17 protein-coding genes and 1 other RNA gene are annotated in these 22,376 nt (G+C 73.0%); 15 read left to right on the top strand and 3 right to left on the bottom strand.

Features of this window, described 5'->3' with window-relative positions; all coding sequences use genetic code 11:
* Positions 1-188 precede the first annotated feature (188 nt).
* The 4 genes from ACIQGV_RS05800 (at position 189) to ACIQGV_RS05785 (ending at position 5,483) form a co-directional block, all read left to right on the top strand.
* On the top strand, positions 189-1,883 hold the full coding sequence (locus ACIQGV_RS05800; RefSeq protein WP_402490930.1) for a protein kinase: 1,695 nt from the start codon (positions 189-191) through the stop codon (positions 1,881-1,883).
* Positions 1,884-2,061: 178 nt separating this feature from the next.
* Entirely contained in the window at positions 2,062-3,300 is a 1,239-nt protein-coding gene (locus tag ACIQGV_RS05795; protein ID WP_402490927.1) for a serine/threonine-protein kinase, read from the top strand.
* 79 nt (positions 3,301-3,379) lie between these two features.
* The gene (gene prfB / locus ACIQGV_RS05790) at positions 3,380-4,486 is read left to right on the top strand and encodes a peptide chain release factor 2 (protein WP_402490924.1); all 1,107 of its coding nucleotides are present in this window, start codon (positions 3,380-3,382) and stop codon (positions 4,484-4,486) included.
* Between the two features lie 295 nt (positions 4,487-4,781).
* Positions 4,782-5,483, top strand: coding sequence for an LPXTG cell wall anchor domain-containing protein (locus ACIQGV_RS05785; RefSeq protein WP_402490922.1), 702 nt, complete (start codon positions 4,782-4,784; stop codon positions 5,481-5,483).
* 105 nt (positions 5,484-5,588) lie between these two features.
* Here ACIQGV_RS05785 and ACIQGV_RS05780 read toward each other — a convergent pair whose 3' ends face one another.
* Complete coding sequence (locus ACIQGV_RS05780; protein WP_402490919.1) at positions 5,589-5,771, bottom strand: hypothetical protein; 183 nt, start codon at positions 5,769-5,771, stop codon at positions 5,589-5,591.
* Positions 5,772-6,020: 249 nt separating this feature from the next.
* Between ACIQGV_RS05780 and ftsE the strand changes: the two genes are divergently transcribed.
* The 7 genes from ftsE to dacB all read left to right on the top strand — a co-directional run bounded on the left by ftsE (position 6,021) and on the right by dacB (position 12,893).
* On the top strand, positions 6,021-6,710 hold the full coding sequence (ftsE, locus tag ACIQGV_RS05775) for a cell division ATP-binding protein FtsE (RefSeq protein ID WP_402490917.1): 690 nt from the start codon (positions 6,021-6,023) through the stop codon (positions 6,708-6,710).
* A gap of 38 nt (positions 6,711-6,748) precedes the next feature.
* Complete coding sequence (gene ftsX / locus ACIQGV_RS05770) at positions 6,749-7,666, top strand: permease-like cell division protein FtsX (RefSeq protein ID WP_402490914.1); 918 nt, start codon at positions 6,749-6,751, stop codon at positions 7,664-7,666.
* A gap of 67 nt (positions 7,667-7,733) precedes the next feature.
* Positions 7,734-8,903 carry a S41 family peptidase gene (locus ACIQGV_RS05765; protein WP_402490911.1) on the top strand — a complete coding sequence of 390 codons (1,170 nt, stop codon included), beginning with the start codon at positions 7,734-7,736 and terminating at the stop codon, positions 8,901-8,903.
* Between the two features lie 57 nt (positions 8,904-8,960).
* Positions 8,961-9,500, top strand: a complete 540-nt coding sequence (gene smpB / locus ACIQGV_RS05760) for an SsrA-binding protein SmpB (protein WP_402491069.1) — start codon at positions 8,961-8,963, stop codon at positions 9,498-9,500.
* Between the two features lie 114 nt (positions 9,501-9,614).
* Positions 9,615-9,983: a transfer-messenger RNA gene (gene ssrA / locus ACIQGV_RS05755) on the top strand.
* 174 nt (positions 9,984-10,157) lie between these two features.
* On the top strand, positions 10,158-11,168 hold the full coding sequence (locus tag ACIQGV_RS05750) for a DUF4232 domain-containing protein (RefSeq protein WP_402490908.1): 1,011 nt from the start codon (positions 10,158-10,160) through the stop codon (positions 11,166-11,168).
* A 138-nt stretch (positions 11,169-11,306) separates the two neighbouring features.
* The gene (gene dacB / locus ACIQGV_RS05745; protein WP_402490907.1) at positions 11,307-12,893 is read left to right on the top strand and encodes a D-alanyl-D-alanine carboxypeptidase/D-alanyl-D-alanine-endopeptidase; all 1,587 of its coding nucleotides are present in this window, start codon (positions 11,307-11,309) and stop codon (positions 12,891-12,893) included.
* A 69-nt stretch (positions 12,894-12,962) separates the two neighbouring features.
* Here the strand turns inward: dacB and ACIQGV_RS05740 are convergent, their stop codons facing one another.
* Together ACIQGV_RS05740 and ACIQGV_RS05735 are read right to left on the bottom strand one after the other, a co-directional pair.
* Positions 12,963-13,973, bottom strand: coding sequence for a LacI family DNA-binding transcriptional regulator (locus ACIQGV_RS05740; RefSeq protein ID WP_402490904.1), 1,011 nt, complete (start codon positions 13,971-13,973; stop codon positions 12,963-12,965).
* Between the two features lie 296 nt (positions 13,974-14,269).
* On the bottom strand, positions 14,270-15,634 hold the full coding sequence (locus ACIQGV_RS05735) for an MFS transporter (RefSeq protein ID WP_402491066.1): 1,365 nt from the start codon (positions 15,632-15,634) through the stop codon (positions 14,270-14,272).
* Between the two features lie 240 nt (positions 15,635-15,874).
* Between ACIQGV_RS05735 and ACIQGV_RS05730 the strand changes: the two genes are divergently transcribed.
* The 4 genes from ACIQGV_RS05730 to ACIQGV_RS05715 all read left to right on the top strand — a co-directional run bounded on the left by ACIQGV_RS05730 (position 15,875) and on the right by ACIQGV_RS05715 (position 22,279).
* Positions 15,875-16,843, top strand: a complete 969-nt coding sequence (locus ACIQGV_RS05730) for a LysR family transcriptional regulator (protein WP_402490902.1) — start codon at positions 15,875-15,877, stop codon at positions 16,841-16,843.
* Positions 16,844-17,121: 278 nt separating this feature from the next.
* Positions 17,122-18,534: a hypothetical protein gene (locus ACIQGV_RS05725; RefSeq protein WP_402490900.1), complete on the top strand. Its 1,413-nt coding sequence runs from the start codon at positions 17,122-17,124 to the stop codon at positions 18,532-18,534.
* On the top strand, positions 18,534-20,729 hold the full coding sequence (locus ACIQGV_RS05720; RefSeq protein WP_402490897.1) for a glycosyltransferase: 2,196 nt from the start codon (positions 18,534-18,536) through the stop codon (positions 20,727-20,729). The genes ACIQGV_RS05725 and ACIQGV_RS05720 overlap by 1 nt, the downstream gene beginning before the upstream one ends.
* Positions 20,726-22,279, top strand: a complete 1,554-nt coding sequence (locus ACIQGV_RS05715) for an acyltransferase (RefSeq protein ID WP_402490895.1) — start codon at positions 20,726-20,728, stop codon at positions 22,277-22,279. The genes ACIQGV_RS05720 and ACIQGV_RS05715 overlap by 4 nt, the downstream gene beginning before the upstream one ends.
* The last annotated feature ends 97 nt before the right edge of the window (positions 22,280-22,376 follow it).

The following is a 22,376-nucleotide window of genomic DNA, read 5'->3' as shown; positions in this document are numbered from 1 at the left end:
AGCGTCTTTCCTTCAAACCTTTGTGTCGAACCTTTGCTTCGAACACCGCGTCGAACCCGGGGCCGCTCCTTTGCGTACGAAGGCCGTGAAGGCGTCGCAGAACCTGGAAGATCGACAGGCCGCGCCCCGGGGGTGCGGCACTACAGTGGTTCGGAACACTGGCAAGCAAGCAACAGGGAGCGCATGACGTGCGGCCGGTAGGCAGCAAGTACTTCCTCGAGGAGCCGCTCGGCCGCGGCGCCACGGGAACCGTCTGGCGAGCCCGCCAGCGAGAGACGGCCGGTGCCGAGGCGGCCGTGGCCGGCCAGCCCGGTGAGACCGTCGCGATCAAGGTCCTCAAGGAGGAGCTGGCCGGCGACGCCGACGTCGTGATGCGCTTCCTGCGCGAGCGCTCCGTGCTGCTCCGGCTCACCCACCCCAACATCGTCCGGGTCCGCGACCTGGTCGTCGAGGGGGAACTGCTGGCCCTGGTCATGGACCTCGTCGACGGTCCCGACCTGCACCGCTTCCTGCGCGAGAACGGCCCCCTCACGCCCGTCGCGGCCTCCCTGCTCACCGCGCAGATCGCCGACGCGCTCGCCGCCAGCCACGCCGACGGCGTCGTCCACCGCGATCTGAAGCCGGCCAACGTCCTGCTGCGGCAGAACGGCGGCGAGATGCACCCGATGCTCACCGACTTCGGCATCGCCCGCCTCGCCGACTCCCCGGGCCTGACCCGCACCCACGAGTTCGTCGGCACCCCCGCCTACGTCGCCCCCGAGGGCGCCGAGGGCCGCCCGCAGACCTCCGCCGTCGACATCTACGGCGCCGGCATCCTGCTGTACGAGCTGGTCACCGGCCGTCCGCCGTTCTCCGGCAGCTCCGCCCTGGAGGTGCTCCACCAGCACCTCAGCGCCGAACCGCGCCGCCCCTCCACCGTCCCGGAACCGCTGTGGACGGTCATAGAGCGCTGCCTGCGCAAGAACCCCGACGAGCGCCCCGGCGCCGAGAGCCTCGCCCGCGGTCTGCGGGTCGTCGCCCAGGGCATCGGCGTGCACGCGAACTCCGCGCAGATCGCCGCCGCCGAGAACGTCGGCGCGCTCCTCGCCCCCGACCCGGCCCCCGCCGCCGTGCCGGGCGCCGCGGACCCCACGCAGGTGCTGCCGCACACCGGCCAGGGCGCCTACGACCCGAACGCCGCCACCAGCGTGCTGCCGCACACCGGCGGCCCGGCCGGCGCCGCCGACCCCACCGCCGTGCTGCCCAGCACCGGCGCGGCCGACCCGACCGCGGTCATGCCGCCCGTGCCGCAGAACCAGCCCGGCGGTCCCGAGGACCCGCACCCCTGGCAGTCGCAGCTGCGCGCCGCCCGCGACCGCAACGAGCAGACGCAGGTCCAGTACCTCGACCCCGACCAGGACCCCCTGCGCCGCCGCCCCCAGCGGCAGGTCGCCCGCCCGCAGCAGCAGCCGCAGCGGCCCCAGCAGCAGCCCCGCCCGCAGCCGCGCCAGCAGGGCCGGGCCCCGCAGGGCCCGCCGCCCGGGTACGGCTATCCGCAGCAGCAGCCCCAGAACTACGCCCCCCAGCCCCAGCAGCCCCAGCGGTACGCCCCTCCGGCGCCCGCCCCGCAGCCCCAGCAGCCGCAGCGGCCCCAGCCGCCGGTGCGCGAGCCCCGGCAGCCCCGGCAGCGCAGCTCCAACCCCATGCGCATCCCCGGGCTCGGCTGTCTGAAGGGCTGTCTGTTCACCCTCGTCGTGCTGTTCGTCGCGGGCTGGCTGATCTGGGAGCTGAGCCCGCTGCAGGACTGGATCGGCACCGGCAAGAGCTACTGGGCGCAGCTCAGCGACTGGTTCGGCACCGTCACGGACTGGATCGGCGAGCTGGGCGGCAGCTCGCCGAAGTAGCGGCACCCCGCCCCGGGGGCGCTGTCCGGCGACGCCCGCCGGGGGCGCTGCCGGCACCGTCCGGCGACGACGAGTCTGTGGATTTGTCGACACCCGGCGGGTGATTTACGCCTCGGCGGTGAAGGTTGGCTCCTCGGACGCGTAGTTTTAACGACAACACGCGTCCGTAGGAGCAGCCTTGGCACGGAAGATCGGCAGCCGGTACACCGCGAACCAGATCCTGGGACGGGGCAGCGCCGGCACGGTGTGGCTGGGCGAGGGACCCGAGGGGCCCGTCGCCGTCAAGCTGCTGCGCGAGGACCTCGCGTCGGACCAGGAGCTCGTCGGGCGCTTCGTCCAGGAGCGCACCGCCCTGCTCGGCCTGGAGCACCCGCACATCGTCTCCGTCCGCGACCTCGTGGTCGACGGCAACGACCTCGCCCTGGTCATGGACCTCGTCCGCGGCACGGACCTGCGCACCCGCCTCGACCGGGAACGCCGGCTCTCCCCCGAGGCGGCCGTGGCGATCGTCGCGGACGTCGCCGAAGGGCTCGCCGCGGCGCACGCGGCCGGGGTCGTGCACCGCGACGTCAAGCCGGAGAACGTCCTGCTGGACATGCAGGGCCCGCTCGGGCCCGGCGGCGCGCACCCGGCCCTGCTCACCGACTTCGGGGTCGCCAAGCTCATCGACTCGCCGCGCCGCACCCGCGCCACGAAGATCATCGGCACGCCCGACTATCTCGCGCCGGAGATCGTCGAGGGGCTGCCTCCGCGGGCCGCGGTCGACATCTACGCGCTCGCGACCGTCCTGTACGAGCTGCTGGCCGGCTTCACGCCGTTCGGCGGGGGACACCCCGGCGCGGTGCTGCGCCGGCACGTCACCGAGACCGTCGTCCCCCTGCCGGGCATCCCCGAGGAGCTGTGGCAGCTCCTCGTGCAGTGCCTGGCCAAGGCACCCGCCTCCCGGCTGCGGGCCTCCGAGCTCGCGGCGCGGCTGCGCGAGCAGCTGCCGACCCTCGCGGGCATGCCGCCGCTGGACGTCGACGAGCCGGAGACCGAGCCGGAGGAGGAGACCGCGGCGGCCGGGCGGGGCCCGGAGCAGGTGCCGGCGGCGCGGGAGCGCAGGGGGGCCGTGTCCCTGGTCCCCGGTGCCCGGCCCGACTCCAACCGGGACACGCACACGTCGATGAGGGTGCCGGCACCCGACGAGCTGGCGGGCGGCGCCCGCGGCACCGCGCGGGCGCCCCGGGCGTCCGGTGCGCCCCGGCCGGGTTCCGCCCGGAACCGGGCCACCGCGCGGCGCAGGAGGCTGACCCTGGGGGCGGCGGCCGTGGCGCTGGTCGCCGCGGTGGGGGCCGGCACCTGGGCGGCCACCTCCGGCGACGACTCCGGCACCCCCTCCGACGACCGCGGTTCCTCGTCCCCGGCGTCCCCCTGAGCCCCGGGGCCCGGCCCCGCTCGTCTGTGAACGCCGCTCACCGGACCTCACCGCCCGGCGGAGCCGTTACGCTGGGAGCGTGGCAGTCGTCGATGTATCCGAAGAGCTCAAGTCCCTCTCCTCGACCATGGAGTCGATCGAGGCCGTTCTGGACCTCGACACGATGAGGGCAGACATCGCCGTGCTCGAGGAGCAGGCGGCCGCGCCGTCCCTGTGGGACAACCCGGACGAGGCGCAGAAGATCACCAGCAAGCTGTCCCACCTCCAGGCCGAGGTCAGGAAGGCGGAGGTGCTGCGCGGGCGGATCGACGATCTCTCCGTGCTCTTCGAGATGGCCGAGGAGGAGGACGACCCGGACACCCGTGCCGAGGCCGAGTCCGAGCTCGCGTCCGTCAAGAAGGCGCTGGACGAGATGGAGGTCCGCACGCTGCTGAGCGGTGAGTACGACTCCCGCGAGGCGCTGGTGAACATCCGCGCCGAGGCGGGCGGCGTCGACGCCGCCGACTTCGCCGAGAAGCTCCAGCGCATGTACCTGCGCTGGGCCGAGCAGCGCGGCTACAAGACCGAGCTGATCGAGACATCGTACGCCGAAGAGGCCGGCATCAAGTCGACCACCTTCGCCGTGCACTCGCCGTACGCCTACGGCACCCTCTCGGTCGAGCAGGGCACGCACCGGCTGGTGCGCATCTCGCCCTTCGACAACCAGGGCCGCCGGCAGACCTCCTTCGCGGGTGTCGAGGTCCTTCCCGTGGTCGAGCAGACCGACCACGTCGAGATCGACGAGTCCGAGCTGCGCGTGGACGTCTACCGCTCCTCCGGACCCGGCGGACAGGGCGTGAACACCACCGACTCCGCGGTGCGCCTCACCCACCTCCCCACCGGCATCGTCGTCTCCTGCCAGAACGAGCGGTCGCAGATCCAGAACAAGGCCACCGCGATGAACGTCCTCCAGGCCAAGCTGCTGGAGCGGCGCCGCCAGGAGGAGCAGGCCAAGATGGACGCCCTCAAGGGTGACGGCGGCAACTCCTGGGGCAACCAGATGCGTTCGTACGTCCTGCACCCCTACCAGATGGTCAAGGACCTGCGCACCGAGTTCGAGGTCGGCAACCCGGAGGCCGTGTTCAACGGCGAGATCGAAGGGTTCCTGGAGGCCGGCATTCGCTGGCGCAAGCAGCAGGAGAAGTAACTTTGTCGACATGACAGTCGACTCGCCAACGGCCCCCGAATTCGGGGGCCGTTGGCGTTTGTCCAGGTTTCGCAGGACGCTCACAGGGGTGAATTCCGGCATTGCCGACCGGAGTTGGGCATTGCGTACGCAACGGCCTTGACGTTGCTTTGAAAAATCGGAAGGCTGAAGTGTGGCATGCGTATGTCCGGGGCGCATGTGAACCGGGGGGCTTCGCGTCGATCCGACCACCCCCGTCGATCACCGTCCCGACCGCCGCCTCTATCGACGATCAGCTACTGGGGGTAGCAGCCTAATGACCAAGAAGACGCGGATCCGTGTCGCGCGCATAGCGGCAGGCGCCGTGATCGCCGCCGGTGCCTCGCTGACCGCCGCGGGAGCCGCTTCCGCCGCCGAGTCCGAGTGCGTCCTCGGCATCCTGTGCGCCGACGAGTCGCCGAGCCCCGAGGACCCGGAGGACCCGGACGACGACCCGACGGTCATCCCGACCGACATCCCGACCGACATCCCGACCGACATTCCCACGGACCTCCCGGAGGACCCGACGGAGGAGCCCACCGAGCCGACGGAGGAGCCCGAGGAGCCGTCCGAGGAGCCGACGCCCCAGGACCCGACCGAGGACCCGGGCGACGACAACGGCAACGGGAACGGGAGCGGCAACGGCAACGGCAACTCGGACAACGGGAACTCCGGCAACGGGAACTCCGGCAACGGGAACTCCGGCAACGGGGACTCCGGCAACAACACCGACCCGGACGGCGGCTCCGGCGACTCGGCGCAGAGCGAGGGCTCCTCGTCGCTGACCGACACCGGCAGCGACACGGGCACGGGCACCGGCTCCGACGCCGCCCCGCAGGGCGGCGGCGACGAGCTCGCCGAGACCGGCGCCTCGCAGACCGCGTTCCTGGTGCTGGGTGCCGCCACGATGATCGCCGGCGGCATCGGCTTCCGTGTCCTGCCGCGCCTCGTGGGCGGCCGGGGCGGCGCGGCCGCCTGACGGTCGCCGAATGCAGCCGGAAGGGCCCGGAGCGTGACGCTCCGGGCCCTTCCGGCATTTCTCCCGGCCTCGTCCCGGCCGGACGGTCTCCTGTCGGGCGGTCTCCTATCGGGCGAGCAGCGCCACGGCGGCCACCAGGACGGCCAGCAGGGTGATCAGCGCCATCGGGTTCAGACCCGCGACGAAGTTCTCCTGCTGCAGCCGCGCCCTGTTCGCCCGGCACACCGGGCAGCGACCCTCCGCCACGGGGGCGGCACAGTTCGCGCACACCAGCCGGTCGTACGTCATGCGCTTGCCCTCCTCGTGCCGGTTCCTGACTGGAGAACGGTCCCGAGGCCGGGAACGTTCCCCCTCCACTGTGCCAGGTTCCACGGTGGGCCGCGCGCGTCGTCCGCAGGACGCCCTCCGGTCCTCCCGGGAACGCGAACCCCGAACAAAAATGCACAACCCCGGCGCAACCACCGTCGGCGACTGCACGCGCGCACCCGGTTCGCGTATGGTCACGCTCATCTACCCCCGGCGACCCGTGGTGCATCCGTGATCCGATTCGACAACGTCTCCAAGGTCTACCCCAAGCAGAGCCACCCCGCACTCAGGGAAGTCTCCCTGGAAGTGGAGAAGGGCGAGTTCGTCTTCCTCGTCGGCTCCTCCGGCTCGGGCAAGTCCACCTTCCTGCGGCTGATCCTCCGAGAGGAGCGGGCCAGCCACGGTCAGGTGCATGTGCTGGGCAAGGACCTCGCGCGCGTCTCCAACTGGAAGGTGCCGCAGATCCGCCGCCAGCTCGGGACGGTCTTCCAGGACTTCAGGCTCCTGCCCAACAAGACCGTCGCGGAGAACGTGGCCTTCGCGCAGGAGGTCATCGGCAAGTCCCGCGGCGAGATCCGCAAGTCCGTGCCCCAGGTGCTGGAACTCGTCGGCCTCGGCGGCAAGGAGGACCGGATGCCGGGCGAGCTGTCCGGCGGTGAGCAGCAGCGCGTGGCCATCGCGCGGGCCTTCGTCAACCGGCCCAAGCTGCTCATCTGCGACGAGCCCACCGGCAACCTCGACCCGCAGACCTCCGTCGGCATCATGAAACTGCTCGACCGGATCAACCGGACCGGCACGACCGTGGTGATGGCGACGCACGACCAGAACATCGTGGACCAGATGCGCAAGCGCGTCATCGAGCTGGAGAAGGGCCGCCTCGTCCGCGACCAGGCACGCGGCGTCTACGGCTACCAGCACTGACGACCGACAGGTTCCACGGAAAGGCTTAACCAGACGCCATGCGCCCCCAGTTCGTACTGTCGGAGATCGGAGTCGGTCTCCGCCGCAATCTCACGATGACCTTCGCGGTCGTCGTGTCCGTCGCCCTGTCCCTGGCCCTGTTCGGCTGTTCGCTGCTGATGAGCGACCAGGTCAACAGCATGAAGGGCTACTGGTACGACAAGGTCAACGTCTCGATCTTCCTCTGCAACAAGGGCGACGCCGAGTCCGACCCCAACTGCGACAAGGGCGCGGTCACCGAGGACCAGAAGAAGAAGATCCTCGCCGACCTGGACAAGATGCAGGTCGTCGACAAGGTGACGTACGAGTCGCAGGACCAGGCGTACAAGCACTACAAGGAGCAGTTCGGCGACTCCCCGCTGGCCAGCTCCCTCACGCCGGACCAGCTGCAGGAGTCGTACCGCATCAAGCTGAGCGACCCGGAGCAGTACAAGGTAGTCGCGACGGCGTTCAACGGGCGGGACGGCGTCCAGTCGGTGCAGGACCAGAAGGAGACCCTGGACAACCTGTTCAGTCTGCTCGGCGGCATGAACTGGGCGGCACGGGCGATCATGGCGCTGATGCTGGTGGTGGCGCTGATGCTGATCGTCAACACGGTCCGCGTCTCCGCGTTCAGCCGCCGCCGTGAGACCGGCATCATGCGCCTGGTCGGCGCCTCCGGCTTCTACATCCAGGCCCCGTTCATCGCCGAGGCCGCGGTCGCCGGGCTGATCGGCGGTCTGGTCGCCTGCGGCTTCCTGGTCGCGGCCCGTTACTTCATCATCGACCACGGCCTGCGTCTCTCCGAGAAGCTGGACCTGATCACTTTCATCGGCTGGGACGCCGTCGTCGGCACCCTTCCGCTCATCCTCGTCACCAGCCTTCTGATGCCGGCGTTGGCCGCGTTCTTCGCGCTGCGCAAGTACCTGAAGGTGTGACGCACGCCGCCAGGGCCGTACGGTCAACCGACCGTACGGCCCTTGTCGTTGTCCTAGACTCACCGCCATGTCAGGTCGTGACCTGTTCTGTCAGCCCCGCCGCTGCCGCCGCGGGGCCGCCCTGACATTGGTGTTCGCCGGGGTGCTCGCGGCGGGTGCCGCCACCGGGACGCTGCCCTGCGGGGACCGAGGGTCACCCGAGCCCGGGGCGAGCCGCACCGCCGCCGCGTCGGCGAGCCGGCACGAGGTCGCCGAGGCCGCGGCCGAGGCGATGGCCGACGGGAAGTCCCCGGTGGAGGCCGCCGAGCGGGCGGTCAGCCGCAGCGGGGACCGGTGGGCAGCGGTGTACTCCGAGGGCGAGTACGAGGAGTTCACCGAGGCCCTGGACGGCCGGTACACCGGCGTCGGGCTGTGGGCGCGGCAGGACCGGGACGGACGGATCGAGGTCTCCCGGGTGCGCCCGGGGTCGCCGGCCGCCGGTGCCGGACTGCGCGAGGGCGACCGGCTGCGCAGCGTCGACGGCCGCGGGACCGACGGACGGCCGGTCACCGAGGTCGTCTCCTTACTGCGCGGCGACGCCACCGACGCGGCCGCGGGCACGGCCGTACGGCTCGGCCTGGAGCGCGGCACGCGCGCGTGGAACGTCACGCTGCGCCGGGCGAGCCTGTCCACCGAGCCCGTCACCGTCCGGGGGCTGCCCGGCGGGGTGACCGTGATCAAGGTCGCCGCCTTCACCAAGGGCTCGGGCGAGCGGGTCCGCGGCGCGGTCCGCGAGGCGCGGGCCGGCTCCGGGATCATCCTCGATCTGCGCGGCAACTCCGGCGGCCTGGTCACCGAGGCCGTCACCGCGGCCTCCGCCTTCCTGGACGGGGGGCTGGTCGCCACCTACGACGTCGAGGGCGAGCAGCGCGCCCTGCACGCCGAGCCGGGCGGCGACACCGGCCGCCCGCTGGTCACGCTCGTCGACGGCGGCACCATGAGCGCGGCCGAGCTGGTCACCGGCGCCCTCCAGGACCGCGGCCGGGCCGTCGTCATGGGAGCCCGCACGTTCGGCAAGGGCTCGGTCCAGATGCCGAGCCGGCTGCCCGACGGCTCCGTGGCCGAGCTGACCGTCGGCCACTACCGCACTCCGGCGGGCCGCGGTGTCGACGGCCGGGGCATCACTCCCGACCTGGAGGCGGACGGCGGGGCCCTGGAGCACGCCGAGACCGTCCTGACAGGGCTGGGCCGCGAGTAAACCGCTTCCCGCGAGACCCCCGCATGGTGCGAAAATGGCGGCACTATGAGCAAGGGAATGTACGTACCCAAGGAGTCCCAGCCCAAGCAGGGCGGGACGGCCGCCAAGGCCAAGGACGGCGAGAAGGGCGGCAAGCGCAAGATCGTCGCGCAGAACAAGAAGGCCCGGCACGACTACGCCCTCATCGACACCTTCGAGGCCGGGATGGTGCTCACGGGCACCGAGGTGAAGTCGCTGCGCCAGGGCCGTGCCTCGCTGGTCGACGGCTTCGTCCAGATCGACGGGGGCGAGGCGTGGCTGCACAACGCCCACATCCCCGAGTACCACCAGGGCAGCTGGACCAACCACTCCGCGCGCCGCAAGCGCAAGCTGCTGCTGCACCGCGAGGAGATCGACAAGCTGGCGGTCAAGTCGCAGGAGACGGGTCACACGATCGTGCCCCTCGCCCTGTACTTCAAGGACGGCCGGGCGAAGGCCGAGATCGCGCTCGCGCGAGGCAAGAAGGAGTACGACAAGCGCCAGACGCTGCGCGAGCAGCAGGACCGGCGGGAGTCGGACCGGGCCATCGCGGCGGCGAAGCGGCGGCAGCGGGCGTAACCCTCCGGGCCGCCGCGAATACGCTGGCACGCGGCTGTGCCGGTCACGTACGATGGCACCAGTGCCCCACAGCGGGCGCGCGCCCCTCTCCGGAGGGGATTGAAAAAACAACATGGGGATGATCGGTTTCGACAGCGGCTGTCGAAGCAGGGGAAGCGTGTCGAGGAAGCGGCCATGATCTCGTAAACCACAGGCCGAAACCAATAATCGCCAACACCAAGCGCGATTCCTTCGCCCTCGCTGCCTAAGTAGCGACTTGCGAAGTGTCAGCCCGGGGCTGTTCCCGACCCGGATCCTGGCATCAGCTAGGGGACTAAACCTTGATCCCGGTCACGGGGTGAAGAGGGAAATCAAACAGTGACTGAGCCCGTTCCGGACTTGTCTGGGTGATCCGGAGGGCTGAGAAACTCGTACCAGACTGCACACGGAGAAGCCCTGATTCCGCACCGTTGGACGCGGGTTCGATTCCCGCCATCTCCACCAGCCCCTCCGGGGGCGCACCCCATGTGGGCGAAGGCCCCGTCGCTTCCGAGCGGCGGGGCCTTCGTCGTGCCGCGACCGATGGCGGACGGGCCCGGCGGGAGCTGTGACACCCCTGTGACCGAAGCTGTGGCTTCCGTCACAGCCCCAGGGGTGCGGCCCTGATGGTCTGGACCGATGCCGACCAGCCTCCGCGCCGCCCCCGCCGTTCCCTCCCTCCTCGCCGGTGCCCTGCTGCTCACCGGGTGCGGCTCCGACGCCGCCTCGCCGGGCGACGCGGCGGCCCGGGTCCGGGACACGGGCGGAGCCCCGCACGCGCAGCCGCTGTGCCCGGCGGACGTCCCGCAGTACGGCAGCCTGCCCCCGGCCGACGGGGCGGCTCCCGCGCACAGCCCCTCCGGCACCCCCAGCCCGCTTCCCCTGCCGCCCTCCGGCGGACAGGGCGAGGACGGCGTCCGGGTCACGGGGCTGTACGCCTGGGGGCCGGACAGCGGCTGCGGCACCGGGGTCTCCGCCGGGATCGAGGTCACCAACGACGGCGGCGAGGCCGCCGCCTACACCGTCACCCTCGGCTTCACCGCCGAGACGGGCGGCGACAACGTGGACCACGTCGTCGCCCCGGTCGCCCCCGGCGCGACCGTCACCCGCGCGGTCGCACTGGGCTCGGCGTCCCATGTCTCGGACGTGAGGATCGTCAAGGTGCGCAGTGTGCCCGCCGCCGAGACGCCGTCCGCCTCCGGACCGTGCCCGCCCTCCGGCGTCCATGTGTACGCCGACCAGGGGGACGCCGCCATGGGGCTGCGCGCGGTCGGCCTGCATCTCGTCAACTGCGGGACGCGGCCCTACCCGATCGAGGGATATCCGCGGCTCGAACTCCTCGACGAGGACCATGAGCCCGTCGACGGCGTACGGATCCTGGACGGCACCGGCCGGATCGGCACGGGCCTCGGCGGCGACGACGCCCCCCGGCCGGTCGTCCTCCGGCCCGGCGAGGCGGCCGTGTCCTCGCTGGCCTGGCGCAACACCACCGAGTTCGGCGACCCGGTGAACGCGCCCTACGTACGCCTGTGGGCGAAGCCCGGCGCCGCCCCGGTGACGGTCGTACCCGAGCTCGACCTCGGCACGACCGGGCAGCTCGGCGTCGCCCCCTGGCGGAAGGACGAGCAGCGGTCCGGCCTCGGCGGGTGAGCCGCCCCGGCGCCCGCGTGGCTCTGGTGGCCCGGGCGGCGCCGGTGGCCCGGGCGGACCACTGGCGGTGACACTCCATCAGATTCCGGGGTGCGGCGGTCTGTCGCCCGGCCCCGGGATCCGGGATGCTGCTGAGACATGAGCAGACCCGGCATCAACCTTCCCGAGAGACTGTGGACTTGGCCCGTGACGCTGGTGCTCGCCGCCGCCGTCCTCGGGCCCGGGGCACCGGCCGGAGCGGACGCCGACCGCACCGGTCTGCCCGAGGCCATCGAGACGATCCTCGGCGATCCGCGCATGGAGGGCGGCCTGGCCGGCGTCGTGGTCGCCGACGCGCGCAGCGGGGACGTCCTCTACAGCCATCTGCCCACCACCCGCCTGATGCCCGCCTCCAACACCAAGCTCGCCACCTCCGCGGCGGCGACGGAGATCCTCGGGCCCGGGTACCGGTTCACCACCGATGTGCTCGCCACCGGACGGCGCCACGGCACGACCCTCGCCGGCGACCTGTATCTGCGCGGCACCGGCGACCCCACCCTGCTGGCCGCCGACTACGACCGGCTCGCCGCCGACGTCGCCGCCACCGGCGTCACCCGCGTCGACGGGCGGCTCGTCGCCGACGACACCCGGTTCGACACCCGGCGCCTCGGCCGCTCCTGGGCCGCCGACGACGAGTCGTCGTACTACTCCGCCCAGACCAGCGCGCTCAGTCTCGCCCCCGACACCGACTACGACACCGGCACGGTGATCGTCACCGTCGCACCGGGCGCCGCACCCGGCGCCGAACCCGCCGTCACCGTCACACCCGACACCGGCTACGTCGACGTCGACATGGACGCCGTCACCGTCGCGGCGGGCGGCGCGGACGACCTCACCGTCGAGCGCGAGCACGGCGGCAACACCGTCCACGTCACCGGCACCACCCCCGTCGGCGGGTCCGGCGCCAAGGAGTGGGTGACCGTGTGGGAACCCACCGGCTACGCCGCCGCCGTCTTCCGCGACGCGCTCGCCGCGCACGGCGTGAAGGTCACCGGACCCACCCGGACCGGCCGCGCGACCCCGGCCGCGGCACGGCCGCTGGCGGCCCACGCCTCCATGCCGCTGAAGGACCTGCTGGTCCCCTTCATGAAGCTGTCCAACAACATGCACGCCGAGGCCCTCACGAAGGCCATGGGGTACGAGGTGTCCGGGCAGGGCACCTGGCCGGCCGGCCTCGCCGCGGTCTCCGGCTACCTCAAGGGCGTCGGCGTCGACACCGCGCGTCTGCGCCAGGTCGACGGCTCGGGCCTGTCCCGCATGGACAACTTCCCCGCCGGCCAGCTCGCCCGGCTGCTGCTCGCCGTACGCGCCGAGCCCTGGTACGCCGACTGGTACCGCTCCCTGCCCGTCGCCTGCGACCCCGGCCGGTTCACCGGAGGAACCCTGCGCACCCGGATGTGCGGCACCCCGGCCGCGGGCAACGCCCGCGCCAAGACCGGCTCACTGACCGGTGCCTCGGCGCTGTCCGGGTACGTCACCGCCGCGGACGGCCGTGAGCTGGTCTTCAGCATCGTGCTGAACAACTACCTGGCCGCCTCGGTGAAACCGCTGGAGGACGCCATCGTCGTCACCCTCGCCCGCTCCACCGCCGGACAGGCCGCCGTCCCGGCGTCGCCGCCCGCGGCGAGGAGCACCGCACCGGACGGCGGCCTGGAGTGCGCCTGGCGCAAACCCGCCCGCTGCTAGGGCCCTGGGGCCGTGCCGGGCGTCGTGAGCCGGTGAACCTTTCCGGTCACAGCCCTGGGCCCGGGCGGCTCACTGCGGTGGCCGCCGTGCCGTGGACGCCCGTACCGTCAGCCGCGGCCGCAGCGACGTGGCCTCCGGCACGGGCGTTCCGGCGAGCTTCCTGGCCAGCAGTTCCACCGCGCGCGTGCCGATCTCGGCGGCCGGCAGGGCGACGGACGTGACGGGCACCGGGGCGGACTCGGCGAGGTCGTCCGGGCAGATCGCGGTGACGGACAGATCCTCCGGCACCCGCAGCCCCATCCGCCCGAACGCGTCGATCAGGGGCTCCAGCACGGCCTCGTTGTGCACCACGACCCCGGTGGGGGCGGGCTGCTCGCGCAGCAGCCGCTCGGCGAGGCGGCGGGCGGCCACCGGGGCGGCCTCGCAGGGGTGGACCCGGGACGACAGGCCGGCCCGGTCGGCTGCCGCGGTGAAGCCCCGCAGCACGCGCTGCGCGAACGCGGTCCGCCGCACGTACACCTCCGGCGGGGAGCCGACCAGCGCCACCACCCGGTGCCCGAGCCGCGCCAGGTGGTCCACGCACGCCTCGGCGGCCGCGTGGAAGTCGAGGTCGACGCAGGTCAGTCCGGCGGGCTCGGCGGGGAACCCGATCAGCACCGCGGGCCGGCCGAGGGAGCGCAGCAGCGGCAGCCGGGCGTCGTCGAGCCGGACGTCCATCAGGATCAGGGCGTCCACCAGCGCGGTGTCCACGGCCCTGCGCAGTCCGTCCTCGCCCTCCTCCTGGGTGGGCAGCAGCACGTCGTGGCCGTGGCGGCGCGCGGCGGTCACCACCGACACGGCGAACTGCATCACCACCGGCACATGGACGCCCGTCCGCAGCGGCATCACCAGCGCCAGCACCCTGGACGGGCCCTCGGCGGGCGACCGGGCTCCGGCGTACGGGCGGTAGCCCAGCTCGCGGACGGCGTCCGCCACCCGCCGCCGGGTCGCCTCGGAGATCGGGCGCTTGCCGCTGAGGGCGTAGGAGACGGTGCTGGGGGAGACCCCGGCACGCCGCGCCACGTCGGTGATCCTGACCATCAGTCCAGCTCGCTCATGGGGCCGCCTCCGTGCTGTCCGCGCCGGTCCGTCCGCCTCCGTCGAAGCGCTTCGACGGGCGCTTCGAGAAGGGAAGGTATGTGGAGGGCTCCGAGGCGTCAATGGGGCTGGCCGGAAAGGGAGTTGGGGTCCGGCATCGGGTGGTTGCGGTCGGGGGCCGGGGCGAGGCGGGGCCGGTGGCCGGGAGTCGGGGCCGAAGGCGCGGAGGAGGCAGGGGCTCGGGGGCAGGGGGCCGGGGTGCTGTGCGGCGGGGCCGAAGGCGCGGCGGGGGCCGGGGCTCAGGGACGGTGCGCGGCGGGGGCGGCTCCGGGGGCCGGCGGGCGGTGGCGGCGGGTCGCGAAGGCGAGGGCCAGGGACAGGGCCGCCGCCGCGACCGGGATGCCGAACCCGGCCGTCGTCGACAGGTGCTCCGCCGTCCAGCCGCCGAGCGCGCTGCCCGCGGCGATACCCGCGAGGAGACCGGTCACCGCCAGGGTCATGCCCTCGTTGAGGCGGCCCTCGGGGGTGCGCTCCTGGATCAGGGTCATGCCCGTGATCATCGTCGGGGCGGTCGCCATCCCGGCCGCCAGCAGGGCCGGGGCCAGCACGAGCAGGGAGCCGGTCAGCCGGGCGGCCAGCAGCGGCAGGAGCATCAGCACCGCCATCGCGGCGATGCACCAGGGGTAGCGCCGGGCGGCCGGACCGCCCGGCCGGAGCGCCCCGTACAGCAGGCCCGCCGCACCGGACCCTGCCGCCTGGAGGCCGAGCACGACACCCGCGGCCGACCGGTTCCCCTGTGCGTCCGCGAACGCGATCGTGGTGACCTCCAGCGCTCCGAAGACGACGCCCATGGCGAGGCACACGAGCAGCAGCGGCGGCATCCCGGGCGAGCGCAGCGGCGACGCGCCGGACCCGGTCCGCGAGCCCGGGGGCGGCTCGGTCGAGCGCTGCGCGGTGAAGACCGCCATGCCGGTCAGCAGCAGCACCCCGCCGGTGATCAGGCCCGCCTCCGGGAAGAACGTGCCGCACAGGAACGCCGCGAGCGCCGGGCCCAGCATGAAGCACACCTCGTCGGCGGCCTGCTCGAAGGAGTTCGCGGTGTGCAGGGCGTCGGGGTCGCCCTTGAGGAGGTGGTTCCAGCGGGCCCGGGACATGCCGCCGATGTTCGGGCAGGTCGCGGTGGCGGCGTACGCGGCGAACAGGGTCCAGTCGGGTGCGCCGTTGCGCACGCACAGTATGAGCGCGAGTCCGCCCAGCATCGCCAGGAGCGTGGCCGGCAGGGCGATCCGCGCCTGGCCGTGCCGGTCGATCAGCCGCGCGGTCCACGGGGCGACCACCGCGGTGGCCGCGAGCCCGGTCGCGCTGACGGCACCGGCGAGGGCGTAGGAGCCGCGCACGTCGGCGATCATCATCACCGAGCTGATCCCGAACATGCCCATCGGCAGCCGGGCGATCAGGTTCCCGGTCGTGAACGCCCGGGCGCCGGGGAGGGCGAGAATCCGGCGGTAGGGGCCGGGCGGACGGGTACGCCGCACGCGGGGACGGGCGCCGTCACGGGAAGGGATCCCGCCCCCGGGGCGGACGGCGTCCGCGGGCCGGACGGCGTCTGCGGGCCGGACGGCGTCTGCGGGCCGGACGGTGCCGGTGCCCGCAGGGCGCGCCATGCCTGCGGGCCGGGCGGCGTCCGAGGGGTGCGCGGCGTCCGAGGGGTGCGCGGCGTCCGTGGGGCGTACGGCGTCCGTGGGGCGTACGGCGTCCGTGGGGCGTACGGCGTCTGCGGGGCGGGTGTCGGGTGCGGCGTCGGGCATGGCATCGAGCGTGGCCCGGAGTGGATCAAGGAGTCCAACACCTTTCCGGTGCCGATTCACGCATCCGTGTTGTGAATCCTGGGGTAGGTTCGCCGGATGCCGACGCCCTGCCCCGACCCCCGTCTCCTGCGCGGGTTCCTCGCCGTCGCCGAGGAACTGCACTTCACCCGTGCCGCGGCTCGCCTCTACGTCGCCCAGCAGGCGCTCAGCCGGGACGTACGGCGGCTGGAGCGGGAGCTGGGCGCGGAGCTGTTCGTGCGCACCACCCGGCAGGTGAGCCTGACCGCCGACGGCGAACGGCTGCTGCCGCACGCGCGCCGCGTCCTCCAGGCGCAGGAGGATCTGCTGACCGCCTTCGGGCAGGCCCGCCCGCTCCTGGTGGACTGCAACTCCAGTGGACTCGGCACCCCGCGCCGCGTCCTGCACCGGGCCCGTGAACTCGCCCCCGGCCTGGAGCTCATGGCCCGCTACGAGAGCGGCCTCACCGGGGCCGCCGCGGATCTCGTGGCCGGCCGCCTCGACGCCTCCTTCGGCCGGTACGCGGGTCTCGCCCCGGCGCTGCGGTCCGCGCTCGGCCATCAGCCCGTGCGCTATGAACCCATGGCCGTCCTCCTGCCCGAGGACCACCGGCTGACCGCGTACGCGCGGGTGCCGCTGGCCGAGCTGGCGGGGGAGGAGGTGTACGCGGGCGCCGGGAATCCGCGCACGCCGGAGTGGACGGACCTCGCTCGTCGCCTGTTCGAGGGACGCGGGATCAAGGTCGCGTCACCCGTTCCGATGGCTGTCGGCCACGAGGAGTTCGAGCGGATCATGGCGAAGACACGGAACCCCGTGCTCGTCGTGGTGGATTTTCCGGCCATGCCCGGATCTGTGCTGCGGCCCCTCGTGGATCCCGTGCCACTGTCGCCAGTATCACTCGTGTGGAGAAAAGGGCTGGTGCATCCGGCGCTGGACGCCCTCCGAGAGGCTGCGGCGCAGGTCGCGGCCGAGGAAGGCTGGCTTCAGCCATCGGAGGACGGATGGATTTCGGCCACCGATGCGAAGATCATGGCGGGTCCGGAGTGACGCGCGGCAACAAGGGGACCTCCACGTGCGCTACATTCATGGCCTGAGCACGGTGTGGTAAAGGGGGCGCTCGGATCGGGTGGGGGCCTGATTTGATCGACGGGTGCTCGGCGTCGTAGCGCACCCAGAACTGTCCCGTGGGGGGATGTGCGCGCGTGAACAACTGGCGAGAAGACGCCCAACCGGAGTGGCCCGAGGTCGCGTCCGGACCGTCGGGCACCTCTGTTCCGGGGCGGGACACCTCGGCCTTCCCGGCATCCTCTGCCGCGGAGACGCAGATGCTTCCCGACCCCGCCCTCGCCGGCTGGCGTGCCGCCGCGTCCGACGGCGGCACCGGCCACGGGGCACTGCCCGAGACCGGTTCCGCCGACGAGACCGCCGTGCTTCCCGGCATGGGGCGGCCGCTGCCGCGCCGGGACCGCGGGAACACGGGCGGCGGTGCCGGGCCCTCCGGCGCCGGCCGTCCCCGGGACGCCTTCGGAGCCGGTCCGGCCGACGGTGCCGGCGCGCGCGGCGGCACCGGCCGCCATGCCGCCGGCCGGGCCCCCCGGCCCGGCGCGGCCGGTGGATTCGACCGGCCCGCGGCCGGTTACGGCCCCGGCGCGGGCGCCTTCCCGCCCCCCGCCTCCTCCGCCCCTTCCGCTCCCTCGGCCTCCCGGCCCGGCCACGGCGGCGACACGCGCAGGCCGTTCGGCGGAACCGGGCGGCCCGCCCCGGGTACCGGCAACGCCGACGCGACCGCCGTGTTCGGTGCGCCCGGACGGCCCGTCCCGGGCGCCGGTGACGCCGACGCGACCACCGTGCTGCCCTCCGCCGGACACCCGAACGCCGGCCGGACCACCGCGTTCCCCGCGGCCACGACCCCGCCGCGCGACCCCTGGGCCGAGACCGGCGAGTCCGCCGGCGACCCCTTCGGCACCGACGCACCGGCCTCCGCCCGCCGGCAGGAGCACGACCCGCACGAGGTGACGGTCCAGCTGGACGCCGTCCAGCTCGGCGATCTGACGCTGCGGGCGGCGGCGAAGGCCGCGCCGGGCACGCAGGAGGCCGCGGACGGGCCGGTGTTCGTCGACGAGACGGGCCGCCGCAGCCGCAGATGGCGCCGGCTCGGCATCGCCGTGGGGCTCGCCTGCGCGGTGTACGCCGTGGTCATCGTCGCCACCCTGCTCTCCGGCAGCTCCGACGCCCCCTGGCTGCCCGTCCCGGGCGAGAAGGACGAGAAGCCCGCCGGCCAGGTCGACTCCCCGCTCCAGCCCACCGAGTCGGTGGACCCCTCCGGCACCGGCACCTCCGCCCCGCCGGAGGCCGACCCGACCACCACCGAGGGCACCGCCCCGGCCCCGGGGACCACCTCCGGCGGAACCGGCTCCACGGCCACCGCCGAGGAACCCGGCGTCACCGCCGACCCCCAGCCGACGGCCACGCGGCGGACGGCCGACCCCCAGCCCGGCGGCGGCACCACCCAGTCCGACCCCGAGCCGACCGAGACGGCCACCGTGCCCGACCCGGGGCCGACCACGCCCACCACCGAGCCGACCACGCCCGAGCCTCCGGTGGAGACCGGCGGCGGCGACGGCGGTGGCACCGACACGACGCTGAGCGGCCCGCTCGACACCGATCCCCAGGCCGGCGAGCCGACCACGCTCGCCGCGCCCCTCTCCGCACGACCCTCCCCGGAGTACAACCTCTGATGGCATCCCGCTCCCGCCGTTCAGGGCCCCCCGCCGGAGCCCGGAACGGCTCCCGACGCCGTGTGCCCATGCGCCTGCTGCTCCCCGCGCTCGTCCTCGTCGCCCTGATGGCGATGCTGATGCTGCGCGGGTACGTGCACAGCGAGATCCTGGCCGACCACCGCATCCGGCCCCCCGCCCCCACCGACCACGTGCCCGAGAAGGTCCTCAAGGGCGGCCCGGTCATCGACACCCGGGGCGGCCGGGCCGTCACCCTCAGCGTGGACGACCACCGGCTGGTGCTCACCTTCGACGACGGGCCCGACCCCGAGTGGACGCCGAAGGTCCTGGACGTGCTGAAGAAGCACGACGCGCACGCCGTCTTCTTCGTGACCGGCACCATGGCCTCGCGCTACCCCGACCTGGTCAAGCGCATGGTCGACGAGGGCCACGAGGTCGGACTGCACACGTTCAACCACCCCGACCTGTCGTACCAGTCGGACCGGCGCATCGACTGGGAGCTGTCGCAGAACCAGCTCGCCATCACCGGCGCCGCCGGCATCCGCACCTCCCTGTTCCGCCCGCCCTACTCCTCCTTCTCCGACGCCATGGACGACAAGTCCTGGCCGGTGACCGAGTACATCGGGCGGCGCGGCTACATCACGGTCGTCAACAACACCGACAGTGAGGACTGGCAGCGGCCCGGCGTCGACGAGATCATCCGCCGTGCCACCCCGAAGGGCGGCAAGGGCGCGATCGTCCTCATGCACGACTCCGGCGGTGACCGCAGCCAGACGGTGGCGGCCCTGGACAAGTTCCTGCCGGAGCTCCAGGACGAGGGCTACAAGTTCCAGAACCTCACCGAGGCCCTCGGCGCGCCCAGCGCGCACACCAAGGCCACCGGCGTCGACCTGTGGAAGGGCAAAGCCTGGATCTTCCTGGTCCAGGCGTCGGAGAAGATCACCGACTGGCTGATGGCCGGTCTCGCGGTCATCGGCACCCTCGTCATCGGCCGTTTCGTGCTGATGCTGCTGCTCTCCGGCATCCACGCCCGCCGGGTGCGCCGCCGCGGCTTCCGCTGGGGACCGCAGGTCACCGAGCCGGTGTCGGTGCTGGTGCCGGCGTACAACGAGGCCAAGTGCATCGAGAACACCGTCAACTCCCTGATGGCGAGCGAGCACCCCATCGAGGTCCTCGTCATCGACGACGGCTCCTCCGACGGCACCGCCCGTATCGTCGAGGCGATGGGCCTGCCCAACGTCCGGGTCGTCCGTCAGCTCAACGCGGGCAAGCCCGCCGCACTCAACCGCGGTCTGGCGAACGCCCGCCACGACATCGTCGTGATGATGGACGGCGACACGGTCTTCGAACCGGCCACCGTCCGTGAGCTGGTCCAGCCCTTCGGCGACCCGCGCGTCGGCGCGGTCGCGGGCAACGCCAAGGTCGGCAACCGCGACTCCCTCATCGGCGCCTGGCAGCACATCGAGTACGTGATGGGCTTCAACCTCGACCGCCGGATGTACGACATGCTGCGCTGCATGCCGACGATCCCGGGCGCGGTGGGTGCCTTCCGGAGGTCGGCCCTGGAGCGGGTCGGCGGCATGAGCGAGGACACGCTCGCCGAGGACACCGACATCACGATGGCCCTGCACCGCGACGGCTGGCGGGTCGTCTACGCCGAGAACGCCCGCGCCTGGACCGAGGCCCCCGAGTCCGTCCAGCAGCTGTGGTCGCAGCGCTACCGCTGGTCGTACGGCACGATGCAGGCCATCTGGAAGCACCGCAAGGCACTGGTCGAGCGGGGCCCCTCGGGCCGCTTCGGCCGCGTCGGCCTGCCGCTGGTCTCGCTGTTCATGGTGCTGGCCCCGCTGCTGGCGCCCCTGATCGACGTGTTCCTGCTCTACGGCATCATCTTCGGCCCGACCGAGAAGACGATCGTGGCGTGGCTGGGCGTCCTGGCCATCCAGGTCGTCTGCGCCGCGTACGCCTTCCGGCTGGACAAGGAGCGCATGACCCATCTCATCTCGCTCCCGCTCCAGCAGATCCTGTACCGCCAGCTCATGTACGTCGTACTGCTCCAGTCCTGGATCACCGCTCTGACCGGCGGCCGGCTGCGCTGGCAGAAGCTGCGCCGCACGGGTGTCGTGGAGGCGCCCGGCGGCCCGGTCCCGCGCCAGCGCGCGGCCGTTGGTGACGATCGGAGGCCGGTGGGATGACGCAGGGACAGACGACGGGCGGCGCGGATCCGACGCCGCCGTCGTACGGGGCGCCCGGCGCGCAGCAGGGCCCGGCATCCGGTGCACCTGGCGCATCCGCCGCATCCGGTGCGCAGGAGGACCCGTTCGCCGGATACGGCTCGTACGGTTCGAGCGACGGAACACCCGGGGCGTACGACCCCTTCGGTGTCCCGCAGCAGCGGGCGGCGGAGCCGCGGCCCGGCGCCGCGCGCTCCACGGCGGCGGCCGCGGCCGAACCGGCGGTCGCCGTGGCCGAGCCCGGGCCGGCCGTGGCCGAGCCGGCGGCGGCCGAGCCCGCCAAGGCGAAGCGCGCTCCGGGCCGTGACCGCTACCTGGACCTCCTGCGCTCCATAGCCCTGGTCCGTGTGGTGGTGTACCACCTGTTCGGCTGGGCGTGGCTGACGGTCCTGTTCCCGTCCATGGGCGTGATGTTCGCGCTGGCCGGCTCGCTGATGGCGCGTTCGCTGAGCCGCCCGGCGTGGGGCGTGATCCGCGGCCGTGTCCGCCGTCTGCTGCCGCCGATGTGGGCGTTCGGCGTGGTGGCGCTGACCCTGATGTTCGCGGGCGGCTGGAACCCGACGAAGAACACCGACGACGGTCCGGTCTGGGCGCTCCTCAAGCTGGTCAACTACATCGTCCCGATCGGCGCTCCGCCGTACCCCTGGAGCATCGGCTCCAAGTCGGGCGTGCTGGAGGACACCTGGGCCGTGCAGGCGGCGGGACCCCTGTGGTACCTGCGCGCCTACCTGTGGTTCGTCGTGGCCTCCCCGCTCCTGCTGTGGGCGTTCCGCCGGGTGCCGTGGGCCACGGTCCTCGCCCCGCTGGGCCTGACGGCGGTCGTGGGCACGGGCCTGGTGACGATCCCCGGCGAGCTGGGCAACGCGGTCACCGACTTCGCGGTCTACGGCGGCTGCTGGGTGCTCGGTTTCGCCCACCAGGAGGGCCTGCTCAAGCAGATCCCCCGCTATGTCGCGGTCTCCTGCGCCGGCCTGCTGATGGCGTTCGGCCTGTGGTGGGCCTCGAACCACCTGGGCCCCGACGGCTGGGACCTCAACGACATCCCGCTGGCCCAGGCGACCTGGTCCTTCGGTTTCGTCGTGATCCTCCTGCAGTACTCCCCGTCCTGGCAGGAACTCCCCGGGCGGCTCGCCAAGTGGGACAAGCTCGTCACGCTCTCCAACAACCGGGCGGTGACGATCTACCTCTGGCACAACCTGCTCATCATGGCCACGGTCCCGATCATCGACCCGGTCTACAGCCTCCCCTTCATGGAGAACGAGCGTGCGGTCTCGGCGCTCGACTCGACGTACATGATGTGGATGTTCATCCTGGTCTGGCCCCTGATCGCGCTCGCGGTCGTCTCCTTCGGCTGGATCGAGGACCTCGCGGCCAAGCGGAAGCCGAGGCTGTGGCCGAACGGGACGTCCCGCGGCGGAGCCGGACGCAAGGGCGGCTCCGGGGGCACGGGCTCCGGCGGGACCGAGTCCCGCGGCCGCAGCGGGTCGCGGCGCCGCAAAGCGGCGGTCTGACACGGCCGATGGGGGACCCCGAGCGCGCCGTCCCGGACGGTGGCCCGCCGAAGCCCGGCAGGCCGCCGTCCCCGCCCGCCCGCCGGACGTCCCCCCT

It is taken from the genome of Streptomyces sp. NPDC093094, assembly GCF_044754345.1.
Classification (GTDB): Bacteria; Actinomycetota; Actinomycetes; order Streptomycetales; family Streptomycetaceae; genus Streptomyces.
Note: the sequence above shows the minus strand (reverse complement) of the source record. Positions and strands in the feature narration are given on the sequence as shown.